This is a genomic window from Paenibacillus sp. FSL H8-0260 (assembly GCF_045040625.1).
GTDB lineage: Bacteria > Bacillota > Bacilli > Paenibacillales > Paenibacillaceae > Paenibacillus_AQ > Paenibacillus_AQ odorifer.
This window is the reverse complement of sequence record NZ_CP150298.1, coordinates 755,667-770,915: the sequence shown is the minus strand read 5'-3', so window position 1 is coordinate 770,915 and position 15,249 is coordinate 755,667. Positions and strand designations below refer to the sequence as shown.

Here is a 15,249-nt window from a genome sequence, read left to right as displayed (position 1 = left end):
ATGTTTAAAATACCCATTTACGACTTCCAAAGAAATTGATGATCACCGTGATAAAGGTAACCAGCACCTTGGAGATCAAGACTTGAATGCCTAGTTTGTCTGTCAACAGATGCATTAGCAGCAGTGATATTCCGAGCACTACCAGATTCAGCACGATAAACTTGACCAGCTGCACGCGGTCGAAGCCTTCTTTATTCCCCCGGTTGCGATCACGAAAGGTTACTTTTTTATTCAAAATAAAGCTATTCGCCGTGCCTGCACTATAGGAGATCACCTGCGCCAATGCGTATACCATCCCTAGTGAATTCAACAATGTAAAAATCACAAAATCAATAAGCGTATTGAGCAAACCTACGGCATTAAATTTGAGGAACTGTATGAATGCAGCGCGCAAGTTCTTATCTAACATCATTGTGGTCCTTCCGGCGGTCCAGTTGTTCTTCGTTCTGGTAGCCTTTAGTCTCACTAACAATATATAGCGGTCTATCTTTAGACTCGTCATAAATCCGTCCGATATACTCCCCAATCACACCCAACAGCATCAGAACGATACCGTTAAAGAGCAGATTAACGCCTACAATGGAAGCCCAGCCCGGAACCGTCCAGGAGGTAAAAAATATCTTTTGAAACAAGACGAAAAATAAATAGAGAAAGCTAGAGAATGAAAGGAAGAATCCAATATACGTAGCAATCTTAAGCGGCTTATGTGAAAAAGAGGTGATGCCATCTAACGCAAAACGAATCATTTTCTTCAGCGGATATTTGGTTTCTCCGGCAAAACGTTCTTCCCGTTCATATTCCACCATAGTCTGCTTGAAGCCAACCCAGCTCACCAAACCTCTGACATAGCGGTTCTTTTCTTTAAGTCCCCGCAGGACATCACATACCTTACGGTCAATAAGACGGAAATCGCCTGTATCCGTAGGAATATCCACACTTGTCATACTGCTGAGCAGGCGGTAAAAAAGCTTCGCGGTGACCTTTTTGAACATCGTTTCTCCGTGGCGCTTCAGGCGTTTCGCATATACAACGTCGTAGCCCTCTTTCCACTTCTCGATCATTTGCAAAATGACCTCCGGAGGATCCTGAAGATCAGCGTCAATAACAACAACCGCTTGACCTTCGGCATAGTCCATGCCAGCTGTAATCGCTACCTGATGTCCGAAATTACGCGAGAAGTCAATCAGCTTGACATGCTCGTCTCGTTCACAGATCTCCCGAATCATCTGGGCGGAACGATCACGACTGCCGTCATTGACGAAGACCAGCTCATAAGTATCGCCGCACTCGTCCATTACTTTTTTCAAACGTTCATAAGTATGGCTAATTACTTGCTCCTCATTGAACATGGGTACAATCACACTATATCTGGCTTTCACCTTTATTCCTCCTACAAGCTTTTTGGAGCGTTACATCCATCTACACTTCATAATAACGCTGCATTCATAAACTTATTTTATAGATTTTTATTAAATCCTAGAAAACCCAAGTTGGGAACCAACGCAGCATATCTTTCACGTAATCTCCACTGACCTGCATCCCTGACAGTACCGGGTAGAAAGCGATAAAGAGCAGCAAAGCAACGGCTACATAGACATACTGTACGTAACGGGCCTCAGGGAATTTACTATCCAGCAACTTCATTATATATACAATACCAAGAATCATAAATGGTACCATAGCAAAATAATGGTAAATAAATGTTTCTCTTGGGACAAGCATCCACGGAACATATTGCGAGAAGAAGGCGATCCAGATCATGTAGAGGTTCTTATCTTTACGTTTCAGCGTAATCCACAGCGTTGCCAGCATCGCAAAAATACCCGTCCACCAGATAAGAGGATTCCCCATAGTCACTATACTGCTGACCTGACCTTCCGGCAAACCTTCACCGCCGCTAAAGAACCAGACCGGTCTCTTCATAAACGGCCATTGCCACCATGAGGAAGCAAAAGGATGTGTAGCTACAAGCTGGCTGTGGTAGTTGTACATATTCTTTTGGGAATCAATCAAACCTTTTATAGTGAAGCCCTCTGCTGATGCAGATAACCCCGGCACAAAAGATAAGCTATAAATAATTACTGGAATAATTACAAAGAACCCGATACAACTAGCCAACGTAATAATAGTCTTTTTCCAAAAAGAATCTACTGCTTCACGACAGGTGCCCAGCAATTCCTTATCTTTAATCTTCCCCTCTGCCAGCAGGCGTCCGGAGGCTTGGTATTCTCTGTAGCGTTCAAAAAGGGAGATAGCCAGCATAATGGCCAGCCCTGCTCCTCCATAGAGCACAATCCATTTCGAAGCTACGCCGATTCCGAAGAATAAGCCAGACCAGAATAACGGAATTAATGTTTTTCTTAAAGGCTGCTTGTAGAAATTCATTGTGTAATACCGCTGCATAAAATAGAACATCAACATAATGAAGAATACTCCGTATACGTCAATCGTGGAGATTCTTGTCTGTGTGAAATGCATGAAATCCAGCGCAAACAATCCTGCCGCGAGGGCGGCGTATTTGCTTTTCTTAAACAAACGCAGCGCCATTACATATATAAGAGGTAACATGGCAACTCCGAACAAGGTTCCGATAATACGCCAGCCGAATGGATTGACTCCGAACAGCTCCATACCTATGGCAATCAACAGCTTGCCAAGCGGTGGATGCGTATTCTCGTAAGGCACTATCCCGTGTGTATATTCATAAGCTGTTCGCGCATGATAGATCTCGTCAAAATAAGTGCTATTCATAAAGTTAGAATATTCCGGAATGAGCGCCTGCTCGTCAAAAAGATTGGCCGCTGCTCCTCTTTTAGGTACTGCGTTAGCATCTGGTGTCACACCGGCAATAGGAAGGGGGATTCTTTCTCCCCCCTGCTCATAAAAGGCCATTTCGTTCAAAGTGAACCCTGGAGAGGTAACTGTTAACTTCACATATCTCGCTGTAACGTTCAGGGGTTGGCTTTTCCAGATGAAGACATTCCCGACATCCTCACTGACATCCATCGGACTGCTCCAGACCTCAGGATTGTCGCTGAATTCCAGCTTGAACTTACCCGTTCCCACGCCACCAAAGATATTGACCCGTTCCAATGGTTTACTCTGCCCCAAATCTACATAGAAGCTTTCACCACTGGCAGCAGGCTCCCATAAGGTCTCTGGAGATTTAGTAGAGCCAAGATTATATAAAGCAAGCGCTGCGTAAACGGCCGTGATAGCTATTATGCATATCCAATCTATACGCTTAAACTTCATCGTTAAATCGCCCTCCCTTCTGATGCGGTTTAATTTGCCCGACAACTCTCAAATCTTCTTCATACTGTTCTTCCGGTGTAATTGGCGCTGGAAGAGGTTTTATTCCCTTGCGGACATACACATCGTATCCGATATTCAGCATATAAAGCAGCAATGCTAGATTAGCTATAGCAGTCACTAATACGATTCCGTCTGCACCCGGGCTAACATCTGCATTCAGGTGGGATAAGGTGTACGCCACATTGATGTATTGCGTTAAGCTGAATCCGAGAAATAGCGATAAAAAGCGGCGGTCCCGACTTTCTATATAAGTAAACAAACAAAGAATAAGAGCAGGGAACATATAACGTTCATGCATTTTGGTGCCAAGCACAAAGACCACTACTATAAGCACCATCCCGATAAAATAGGATTTGGTCAGATCCAAGCGATCCTTTTTAAAGGAATAAAATGCCGCAACAGCTACAGCCACTAAAATAAATATGAAGCCCCATACACGGTATGGAATGCCAAGCCAGGTTAGATCAAGGGATGACCACATCGGATCAGTCAGTGCATACAGATTAAATGCATTCACTGAAGAATACGGATAGGAAGATAACGTACTCTTGTAAAGATCAATAATCCCTACCAGACCTCCGTTATTCCAGAAAAACGGTGCCGCAAGCAATCCGAAGATCCCTAATCCATACAAAGCTCCGAATCCAAGCTGCTTCCAAGCGCGGTGATGATAAAAAGCAAACAACAATACCGGCGTGAATATCAACGCTTGCGGTTTAATTAGCGTCGCTAAGGCAAACAAAATTGCGGAGCGGACAAACTTTTTGTTCGCAGCGCCATGGATACTGAGCAGCAGGAAGATCAAAAAGAATGAATCTGCTTGTCCCCAAGCCGCTGAATTAATAAGTACCGCTGGGTTAAACAGAAACAACAACATTAAGCCGAAAGCTATTCCTGTGCCGAGTTTTTTGCGTGACATTTGATAAATGAAGTAGCCGAGCACCAAATCAGAAAGGATCGCAGGGAGCTTGAAGAGCAAATTCTCTCCACCTGAGCCCTGAGTGAATCCTAAAACGCCACGAATGGCGCTAAGCACGTACAATATGTACAAATAGCCAGGAGGATAATCGGCAAAATAACCTTCTTCATAAAATTTGCCTGGACCTAAATCCACCATACGCTGTCCCCAAGAAATAAAGGTATTCATATCATTCTGATATCCTTGCGCGGTAAGACCAATCCACACTCTCAGGATAAAAGCAATTCCGATGGCAATGCTCAGCCATTTGGAATAAATATTCTCAGGCTGCTTCATAAGCTTCTCACTACGGAATGCCTTAGTATAAAGCACTGCAAAAAACATGCTAAACAGCGCTGAGATCAGCAACATCTTAGTTGGAGATACTTTATGTGGAGTGTCTGCCTTTTTATCGCCGGCATCTGGACTAACCGCTGAACTATCCAGCGAAATGACGTTAGCCCCTTCGGGAGTCGCGTCTAATTTTTCTACAGCAAAATCATCAAAATAAGCCTTACCTTGAATCAAGCTAGAGTAGCCGCCCAGACTTGCGCCTATGCCAAATGACTTCTGCTCCGGTCCTGTCTGGCCGATATATTCAAGATACTGCCATTCACCTGCCGTATCAGTTACGCTGGGATACCCCCCGCCTACTCCAACGGCAAGAATGTTGGCGCCCATTCCCTCGCCTGCTGTACTTACTACTTTGATCCATCCAGAGATTTTATAATAACTATTCGGCGTAGCCTCAATCGTCTGCACCCATTTCGAATGATTGGGCTCGATATTCTCAATGACTGCCGCCTTGCTGCCGGAATGAACTTCCTCCGATTGGATTGAAAGTAGAGCTGAGTTGTCTCCTGAAATCCACATATCCTTAGTCCAGTTAGAAGGCGCATTATCTCCCCCCTCCTCAAAGCCAGGGTTCTGCAATAGATTCCCCTCTGCATAAATGCTTGTTACAGGAAGCACAAACAATAACAGCATCAATACAGTCATTACGGCCGCACGTGTACTCTTGATCATCGTCCCAACCTCACCTCGTCCTATATTCATCTTAGTCCAGCCAAAAGCATATCCCTTCTGAAAAACAGCTCCCGAATTAGTGTATTTCACCGTTGCTAAGAAATCATTTGGATTAATTTTCTCATAAAAGAGCATATAAATATAGGGTATGTTAACCTTATCTGGATCGCAGACCCTTCCATCCACAATATTCCATTCCATAGGATCGCCCTAAGCCTCAAGGCTCTTATATAGACTCTTATATAGAATAGAAGAATCGCAGTGGCTAAAGCAAATACCGGAGCAAAAAAACAGGCCATTCTATCAGCATAAAGCGAGAGAACTAACAAAATGGTAAGACCATAGGACCACCTAGGGGTTTGAAGTATTTTCAGTACAAAATAAACAGAGATCAGGATCAAGGAGGGAACAAATTGGACTCTAACGCCAAGGCTGCCTCGTCCTGAACATCACCTCTTCAACAATATAATCTAAATCATAGATGATGAAAAGCTAGAAACATAGACTAGGCTGAATGGTTAAGTGCCAACAAAAATATAAAAAAAGGGCCCCCTCAGTTATGAAGGAGCCGTTGAATGCACATCTGTATGCTATATATGAGTTAGCCCGCACTACCAAGAAATACATAACGGAGAATAATCAGAATAGCAAGTACCCACATCATCCAGTGAATATCGTATTTTTTCTTGCCAGCAAGGTTAGCTACACAAGCAAGGATTACATAAGTTACGATACCAAAGGAAATACCATTAGCAATATTATAAGTGAAAGGCATGATTACTAGAGTAAGGAACGCTGGAATCGCAACAACCATATCTTGAAAATCAATTTCGCGAATCGATTGTGCCATGAGCACGCCTACGACAATCAATGCTGCGGCTGTAGCAGATCCAGGGATCAGAGCTACTATTGGTGCAAGGAACAACGCAAGCAAGAAGCACACACCCGTTGTTACAGCTGTAAGACCTGTACGTCCACCTTCAGCAACACCTGCCGCGCTTTCTACAAAAGCAGTAGTAGTGGAAGTACCCAATGCCGCACCACCAGCAACAGCAATGGCATCGACAAACATTGCATTACCTACACGTTTGTTACCTTCTTCAGGGTTGTCCATAATACCAGCGCGTTGAGCAGTACCTACAAGTGTACCAAATGTATCGAACAATTCTACAAAAGTGAATGTTGCGATTGCTGAAACAATACCGGTGTGCAGGATACCATCCCAGTCAAATTCGAAAAAGTTCAATTGCGTCAGGTCAGGCACCCAAGGGGTTGTCGGACTGGACAATGAGCCAAAATCAACTACACCCATCAGTATACCCGCGAGGGTTGTACCCAAGATACCGAATAAAATCGCACCTTTAACTTGCAGTACCATCAGGATGGAAATAAGAAGCAATCCGATAATTACCAATTGTACATCAGTGTTCTCTAGGCTACCCATATGAATAATTGTTTCAAAGGATAGGACATCTGTGAATGTATTGGCGGAAATATCTTTACCAGCTTCGACACCAATCGTCATCAAACCACTGTTCTTAAGCCCAAGGATTGTAATGAACATCCCGATACCTACGGTAATGGCATGCTTCAAGCTGTCAGGAATGGCTGTCAGTAAGATCTGCCGCACTCGGGTAACCGTGAGCAGGATGAAGATCAAACCGGAAATAAATACTGCGGTCAGACCCATTTGCCAAGTGAATGGATGTTCTGAGGTTGCAGAAGACAAAATTACGGAAGCAAAGTATGCATTAAGTCCCATACCTGGTGCCAATGCTACTGGAAAGTTTATAAACACGCCCATTGCAATGGTGAAAATACCTGCTGCCAGCGCAGTCGCTAGAAATACAGAGTACCAGCCCATATCGATGCGGCCAAATGCTGTTAATGTGCTCGGATTAACCGACAGGATGTAAGCCATAGCCATGAACGTAGTCAAGCCGGCCATTATCTCTGTACGTACTGTAGTGCCGTTCTCTTTCAACTTGAAAAACCGATTCAAATTGTTCTCCCCCTAAGGTATGTTGTGGCTGACAGCAACAAAAAGCCGGTATCTGATCGACACCGGCTCGAAAAAAAGAGTAGCACCCATGACTATAGCCCTAGATTCAGGACAATACGGGTTGCTCAGCTCTTCTTAATCGTAGCCAGGTCATTACGGTGACCTCGTAGAAACTTCCAGGCCTATTCCCGGAAATATACGAAAGAATTATGTTGTTGTGCTTTATCATTTTAGGTGGACATCACATAAGTTGTCAATGAAAAAAGCGAACATTTTCGACTTTATTTTTTCTATTGTTCGTAATTCATACATTTTTATCTTTAACTTCAACCCCAAAATCCTTTAAATCATGCAGCTTATTAACTATCAAAAGCCTTATCAAATGGGTATTTTTCCCTATAAAACAATTTCGATGTTCCCTGGCTTATTGCCCTTTGGAATACTGATAGCTATGCCAAGAATTAGCAAAATGCCCTATAGCTAAACAAATCACTGCAATACCCAACCAGAAAGATCTGCCCCATATAGCCGCAAATCCAAATGCACAAACAGGGAGAACTGCCATGGGAATCGGAAGAAACAATAATGGAGCCCATAATAATCTGAATTGCTGTCCCTTAACCATATAACGAATCCATAAACCGTAATAAATCGTGATAAACACAAAGATAAGTGCAGCCCAGATCCCGAATTCTACATTTTCAAAGTCATCCTTTGAAATCGCAAGAATGGCTATACACCCCAACTGCCCTACTCTCTCCAAAAGAGTGTAAAAGATGCCGGCATCTTTTAAACCGCTGGGAACATGATCGGGCGGAAACTTAATCATCAGTAAACTTGGGGCAAGAATAACCATAGCTATTAGTGTTCCAATAAGTGAGAATCCCATTCTAATGGCTCCTGTAAGTTTATTTTTCCCAGTTTATCACATTCTCTAAAGTTGCTATATAGGGTCCGTCACAAGCTTCACGGTTAATAAAAAAACCTGCAGTCCCTTAATAAATAAGGAGCTACAGGTTTCTTATTGCTATATGCTATTCCCACTCAATCGTTGCAGGTGGTTTCGAAGTAATGTCATACACTACGCGGTTTACATTCTCAACTTCGTTGACAATACGTACAGAGATTTTCTCAAGAACATCCCATGGGATACGTGCCCAGTCAGCGGTCATGCCATCGATGGAAGTTACTGCACGAACACCTACTGTGTAGGAATACGTACGAGCATCACCCATAACTCCGACACTCTTCATGTTAGGCAGGGCAGTGAAGTATTGCCAAATTTCACGGTCTAATCCCGCTTTAGCAATTTCTTCTTGCAGAATGTAGTCAGAATCACGAACGATGGTAAGCTTGTCCTCTGTTACTTCACCCAAGACACGAATAGCAAGACCTGGACCTGGGAAAGGCTGACGCCATACGATCGCACGTGGCATACCCAGTTCTTCACCGAGTTTACGAACTTCATCCTTAAACAAGGTGTTTAGCGGCTCGATCAAGCTGAATTTCATATCTTCTGGCAGGCCGCCCACATTGTGGTGGGATTTAATGGTTTGCGCTGTAGCTGTTCCACTCTCAACGATATCCGTATAAAGCGTACCTTGTGCAAGGAATGAAAAATCTCCGAGCTTAGCTGACTCTTCGTCGAAGCAGTAGATAAACTCGTTACCAATGATTTTACGTTTTTGCTCAGGGTCTTCAACACCTGCAAGTTTGCTCATGAAGCGATCGCGTGCATCGATTTTCACTACATGAATATCGAATTTGCCTACGAAAGTCTCCATAACGCTTTCTGCTTCACCTTTACGCAGAAGGCCGTGGTCAATAAACATACAGGTCAATTGATCTCCGATTGCACGGTGGATAAGCATAGCCACAACGGAAGAATCCACTCCGCCACTAAGAGCGCAGAGTACTTTTTTATCTCCGACTTGATTGCGAATATCTTGAACGGCTTCATCGATAAACGATTCCATTGTCCATTTGCCGTCGCAACCACAAACTTGGTATAAGAAGTTCGAGATCATCTCGTTACCTTGAACGGAGTGACGTACTTCTGGGTGGAATTGCACAGCGAACAGTTTGCGCTCCGCGTTGCTCATTGCTGCAATTGGAGCACTTTCTGTACCTGCATCCAGCTTGAAGCCTGTTGGAAGCTCAACTACATGGTCACCGTGGCTCATCCATACAGTCTGGCGGTTCTCCAATCCTGCAACTAAAGCAGTTCCTTCTGCAAAGTCAACATCAGCTTTACCATATTCCCGTTTAGCCGAACGTTCTACTTTACCATCAAGCTGATGAGCCATCAGCTGCATACCATAACAAATACCGAAGATCGGCACTCCTAGATCATAAATAGCCGGATCTACGTGTGGTGCATCTTCAGCGTATACACTGCTAGGTCCGCCGGAGAAGACAATTCCTTTAGGCGAAAGTGCTTTAATCTTGTCAACTGGCGTATTGTACGGCAAAAGTTCGCTGTATACTCCCAGGTCCCGAATTCTGCGCGCGATAAGTTGGTTGTATTGTCCCCCAAAATCGAGAACGACGATAATTTCATTTGGCTTGTTCATTACGTGCCTCCCTTGATTATTGGATTCATTATACTCATGGTTAATTCTCATCGTCAAGGAAAGGAGGACACGCCTCTCATAATCAGAGAGTGATAAAACTTCATGCAGAACCTTCCTTGCTATGGCATAAATTAGATAGCGGATCTAAGCGTTATTAGCCGTTTATGTTAAACGGAAGGTAATGAGCAGACATTCGCGAATAAACGCGGCCGCATCAGAAGCCGCAGGTTCGCCGCCAAGGGCGGGAGCGGAGTCTACGGGATTGTCGCGGGCAGAGATCACGGCTGTGGAGGCCGAAGCTGGCGCGTACGCCAGGGTCTCCCACTGGCGGACAAACTGCCGGACGGCTACATCTAGTCCGGCATCGTAAATCCGCAGGGAGTCCACATACTCCCTGCCAGTAACGCCGGGCGGCGGCGGTCCAAACCGCTCCGCCAACCCGTGCCAAGCCATAGAGGCCGCGCGCAGCTGCCTCTCCCGGCTCAAGCTGCTGCCGCGACGCGCGGCCAGCAGCAGAGCCAGGCTGCGCCGCCAGCGCCAAGCGGCGGCGGGAAGCAGCGCCGCGGCAGCGAGCGGCGCTGAAAAGGGCCCGCCCGCCAGCGGCAGGGCGGGCAGTTCCGCGCTGCGCGTTGCTTGCGGTGCGACTGCTGCGGCCGCAGGCCGTGCCGGCGCAGGGAAGCCAGCCGCAAGCGCAGGACCCGGCGTCGGATCGAAAGGAACCCAACCTGCGCCGGCAAAATAAACCTCTACCCAAGCATGCGCATCCCCTTGGGTGACTAAATACTTCGCCGGCATGGCTTCCTCCTGCTGGGTTCCAGGTCCATAACCTTGAACATACCGCGCTGGAATACCTGTGCTTCGCAGCAATACGGTCATCGCTGTGGCAAAATGCACACAGTAACCCTGTTTGGTCTCAAACAGGAAATGATCCACAAAATCAGCCCCAGCTGGCGGAACCATGGTATCCAGCGTGTAAGAATACCCGTTTTGCAAATAATCCCGAATGGCGGTTGCGGAATCATATCGGTTGCCCGAGGAAGCTGTGAGCTTCTCTGCCAGAGCTTTCACTCGCTCAGGTAATAAATCAGGCAGCTGCAAGTATTTATTCTTTATTTCTTGTGGATCAGCGTCACCCAACCCGCGCAGCAGTACTGGATTACTCTCGGGAAGTATAGAATCAACTATATACTCAGTGATCCGAGTTGACCCCACCGAATCTGGCAGACGAAAGGTATCCCTGTCCTTATTCGCCAGAACATAACCAAGCTGGCTGCCATTGGATAGTTGAACTGTCTCAACATCTGTTAGGGTACCCGCATTGAATACAGGAATTCCACCGGAAGAGGGAATAGCGAATTGTATCCGCTGTTGCAAAGTCCGCCCCCCATTAGTGGTGGTTACCGTCGCCGGAATCTGAGGCAGGCTGGACAAGTTAAGCGGAGTAAACTCCTCACCACCTCTGATCCAACGGCGACCGTCATAGTAGGCAATGCTCTCCCCGCGCCAATAGGTACGCTGACTGGTCAACGCTGTGAAGACTGGCTCGGTATTGCGTGATAATGGAGCACCCAGTTCTCCATCATTTGTACTATACCCTGTTGTTCCTGCAGGTATAGCCTCATTATCTTCGGGCATATGGCCCGAAGCCCATTCCTGCAGCTTTTCAAAGGTTGACTGGAGTGTAGTTTGGTTAGGCGGTCGTACTTCATATACCTGCCCACCAAACCATGCTGTCATCATGACGAATATAGCAGCCGCTAATGCCAAAACTCCCCATCGGGCATACGGCAGGTGAATGCTGCCCACCCGTTCCCGCAGACGGAGCAAACCACTCATTGCTTGCATCCATACAATAAGCCCCACTGATATTACAACATCCGTTGTCGTATTAACGCCAAAGCCAATATCCAGAACTAATAGATAAATGAGGGTCACCGCTGTAAACAGCAGCGTACTACCTCTGAAAAGTGCAAGCTGCTGCACCGAAGATACCAGCAGCCCCCAGCCAACAATCAAAATCAAAAGTCTGCTGATCTCGCTTAGCTGAGAAACATGCCCGGAAAAGAGCAAAATCAGATCATTTGGAATTTCTACTGCATAAATGCCCAGCCATCCTGTCCCTACGCTCTCGCTGCATAGATATAGCCAAGCTGTTCCGATCATCAAACATTGGATACTTAGCAATAGCCACCCGGGAATCTGAAGGATTCCCCACATCAACAGCACGGCAGCAGAAATCATCAGAATCTGCAGCAATCTAGCAGTATCTTCCAATGAAGTCGTTCTATATAAAGGGAGCAGCCATTCTAAAAACAGCCCCAAAATAGCCAAAGAGAACAGCATGCGATAATACAGAGGTATCTTTCTCTGTTTACCGGCATGACTGTTCTCCAGTTTTTCCAAATGGAGCTGCTTTGGTTCCTTCCCACTGTGCTCATTCATAGAGAAGCTTGTGTCACCCGGTATCCGCTTACCGTAGCGTTGGTTTTCCGGATGATTCATGGTACTCTACCTCCCTGAGCCTGTAAGCTGGCAATGCATCATCCAGACAAAACATCCGTGCTCCCAGACGACCCAGACTATCCCCGACCGTTCCCCGCACAGGCTGGCGGATCTCCTGCAGCATTACCTCAGCAGGCAGCGGAGCTGGCTGATCCCAAGCATAATAGAGCTCAACTTTTACACCTTGCACTAAGAATTTAGCGATAACCTTAGCGGATTGTTCCTCTAATCTTCCGGTCACTATAGCAACGGTCATTCCCGGAATCCAGCCTCTAGAAGCATCCTCCAACAGCTCGGACAGGGTTCTTGTTCCATTCGGAGAAATATCAGTTAGAATATCCAGCACTCTCCCTGGGATTTTACCCAGTCCTTCATGCCTAGCCATTCCTTCCGGCCAGCCTCCGCTAAATAACTGGACATAAGCACCTGACTGCTCAGCAAAGAGCATCAGCCCCATCGCCGTTGACACCGCCTTCTCAAATACCGGAGGCTGCTCCTCCCGACTGCCACGAGGTGTAAGTGCATTGGCTGGAATCTCATAGCTTTTGGGATCATTAGCCAACACGATACAGCTCATTCTTGCCTTTTCACGCTCCGGAACTTTGCTCTGCAGATTTCCTAGCCGGGCGCTGTTCTTCCAATGAATTCGGCTAAGCGGATCACCGGGCTCATATTCCCGCGATTCCATGGTCTCATCATTGCTGCTTCTTCCCCTTCTGGAATAGCGCGAATCACCGCTAATAAAGCCGCTGTCCGGGACTGCCCCGCCATAATATAGGGGGGCTGGCAGCACTTTAACGCTATGCTCTTCAGCAGGCTCAGATCGGCCTGTGAACCAGCCGGGCAAATCTCCCCAGGTTACTCTACAGCCCTGCAAATGATGATGTCCCCGCGGCATATTCTCAAGAAGGTAGGTGTATTCAAAAGAGCGTCTGAATCCCGGAAACAGTAGCTTGTGATGTCCTCTGTCCCCCCAAAAATCAGCGATAGTCAGCCATGGCAGTGGAAGCCGGGCAGAGAAATTCACCCGCACCTTCACAAGCAATGTACTTCCAGCTATCGGTCTTACTGGAGTGATTGTCCGTTCAATCTTTATCGCCCGTGGACCTGAAAGTTGAACAATCAGTCCGCCAACCATGATAACGCCTACAGCGATCAGCAGAAATAAGAGTGATGCGCCTCCGCGCCATGCATATAAAACACCTATAATTCCAGCCACAGCCAGCATCCGCAGCCATTCACCCAACGCACTACGGCTACGCGGATAGCTTCTAACTCTTTCAGTCTTGTTATTTAATTTGTGTTCTACTTTTTTTGAAGAGGACAATGGAACGAACACCCTTCCTTTGGGTCTAGACTTGTTCCCAGCTGAGGAACTTATTACTATCTATTCTTCCCATGAAAAAGGGTGCCCAGACATTGTTTTTTTCTTTTAAAAAAACTGCCTGAGCGCTAAATCTCAGAAGGCTATTACCCGGCGCTCACCTTCCGTCACGCTTATATTTAAAGGAGGATGATCGGCTGTCTCCAGCAGCTCACGCAGCGATACCCAGATAGAACCGCCAATCATCTCCACACTGGCACCGTTTATCTTTTGAACATGATCAGGAAGATTTAACAGGAGTTCCTTGTTCGCCACATCCGCGATGATATCTTTGCCGTTCCAGGCAATCTTCCCACTGCGACTGCCCGCATCCCAACTAATCTGCCCTCCCAACCGTTCGATCACAGCGCGAAGTGGCACCATATATTTCCCTTTTTGCAGAGCATATTCACCTGGCGCCAGCTTCGTCTCCAGCTTTCCAACCTCCAGCACCAAAGGTTTGCCGGGCGCAAACAGCTCTGCATTCGGTATGATATTCGAGGTGATCCAAGCTTCCGAAGGTTTCACTCTGCCCAAGCTATTTGCTTTTGAGGAGACTCTGAATTGTACAGGCTCCACCGTCTCATCTAAAAGGCCAAAGCTGTACCCAGCAGCCTTATAACGCGCAATAATATCAGGCAGTGCTTTAACACTCTCCTGATGGCCGCCGCCATCATGCAGCAGAAGAATAACCCGAGAGGACTTCAGATCTGCAGTTGACTCTTTTAAGATTTCTGACGCCGGTACCCCTTTGCGTTTAGAATCCCCGCTGTCCACCGTCCAATCCGTAACGATATAACCGGCTTGCTTCAACAAATTGAAGTAGGTATTATCAAAGTGATCAAAGGTTCCGCCCGGGGCGCGGATAAGTTGTGGGCGAACCCCTGTAATGCCCCGAACAATTTCTTCGGTCTTTTTAATCTGGCTCCAAAATTCAGTGAATCCACTATATAAATCATGGTAATTATGATTATAGGTATGATTGCCAATAGCATGTCCTTGTTCCCATATGGCATTAATTAGCTCTGGATGGCTTTTCGCTTGATTACCAAGGACAAAAAAGGTCGCCTTCACACCTTGCTGCTGTAAAATTTTTAGAACGTTGAAGGTATTGTCACTCGGTCCGTCGTCAAATGTAATATAGACCGTTTTTGAAGCTTTCTTTGCGGCCGTAATTGCTGAATATGTTGTCGACACTTTGGATACTTGTGCCGTACTGGAATTCAATTTAACTTCTGGAGAAGCAGTCACAATGGACTCTGCTTTAGGAGGCAATTCTTGCATCGCCACTAACGGGAGATTATTCTTAACAGAGACAGACTCCGCACTTGCGGACTGTAATGAACGATTCATCCAAGAATCTACACTCTCCCCTGCGTTCCATCCCAGCATTACGATGACGATTACAACCATAACAAGCAATCCGCTTATCAAGTTTCGGCGGCCGTGAGTGTTTTTGTTACCTTTCATCTTCTCTACCTCCAGCATTCTATTGGCTCAAAAGCCATTT

Annotated in this window: 10 protein-coding genes and 1 riboswitch; all 10 genes read right to left on the bottom strand. The window is 46.2% G+C overall.

The features are described 5' to 3' along the window. Nucleotides 1-4: 4 nt before the first annotated feature. Nucleotides 5-412, bottom strand: a complete 408-nt coding sequence (locus tag MHI51_RS03365; protein WP_339281643.1) for a GtrA family protein — start codon at nucleotides 410-412, stop codon at nucleotides 5-7. Next, entirely contained in the window at nucleotides 399-1,379 is a 981-nt protein-coding gene (locus MHI51_RS03360) for a glycosyltransferase family 2 protein (protein ID WP_038568643.1), read from the bottom strand. Before MHI51_RS03360 ends, MHI51_RS03365 begins: the two co-directional genes overlap by 14 nt. A 97-nt stretch (nucleotides 1,380-1,476) precedes the next feature. After that, entirely contained in the window at nucleotides 1,477-3,255 is a 1,779-nt protein-coding gene (locus tag MHI51_RS03355) for a phospholipid carrier-dependent glycosyltransferase (RefSeq protein ID WP_076195064.1), read from the bottom strand. Then, nucleotides 3,245-5,500 (bottom strand): glycosyltransferase 87 family protein, encoded by a 2,256-nt coding sequence (locus MHI51_RS03350; RefSeq protein WP_405173577.1) that lies wholly within the window; start codon nucleotides 5,498-5,500, stop codon nucleotides 3,245-3,247. The genes MHI51_RS03355 and MHI51_RS03350 overlap by 11 nt, the downstream gene beginning before the upstream one ends. A 400-nt stretch (nucleotides 5,501-5,900) precedes the next feature. Further along, nucleotides 5,901-7,301: an NCS2 family permease gene (locus MHI51_RS03345; protein WP_036679893.1), complete on the bottom strand. Its 1,401-nt coding sequence runs from the start codon at nucleotides 7,299-7,301 to the stop codon at nucleotides 5,901-5,903. 122 nt (nucleotides 7,302-7,423) lie between these two features. Further along, a riboswitch (purine riboswitch) is annotated at nucleotides 7,424-7,523 on the bottom strand. Between the two features lie 202 nt (nucleotides 7,524-7,725). Continuing rightward, nucleotides 7,726-8,190 (bottom strand): hypothetical protein, encoded by a 465-nt coding sequence (locus tag MHI51_RS03340; RefSeq protein WP_076130535.1) that lies wholly within the window; start codon nucleotides 8,188-8,190, stop codon nucleotides 7,726-7,728. Between the two features lie 145 nt (nucleotides 8,191-8,335). Further along, nucleotides 8,336-9,874 (bottom strand): glutamine-hydrolyzing GMP synthase, encoded by a 1,539-nt coding sequence (guaA, locus tag MHI51_RS03335; protein ID WP_036679874.1) that lies wholly within the window; start codon nucleotides 9,872-9,874, stop codon nucleotides 8,336-8,338. Between the two features lie 162 nt (nucleotides 9,875-10,036). Further along, nucleotides 10,037-12,376: a transglutaminase domain-containing protein gene (locus MHI51_RS03330; RefSeq protein WP_405173576.1), complete on the bottom strand. Its 2,340-nt coding sequence runs from the start codon at nucleotides 12,374-12,376 to the stop codon at nucleotides 10,037-10,039. Beyond that, entirely contained in the window at nucleotides 12,345-13,703 is a 1,359-nt protein-coding gene (locus tag MHI51_RS03325; RefSeq protein WP_076305524.1) for a DUF58 domain-containing protein, read from the bottom strand. Before MHI51_RS03325 ends, MHI51_RS03330 begins: the two co-directional genes overlap by 32 nt. Before the next feature lie 132 nt (nucleotides 13,704-13,835). Then, a complete protein-coding gene (locus tag MHI51_RS03320; RefSeq protein WP_341001102.1) occupies nucleotides 13,836-15,209 on the bottom strand; it encodes a polysaccharide deacetylase family protein in 1,374 nt (457 codons plus the stop codon). Nucleotides 15,210-15,249 lie beyond the last annotated feature (40 nt).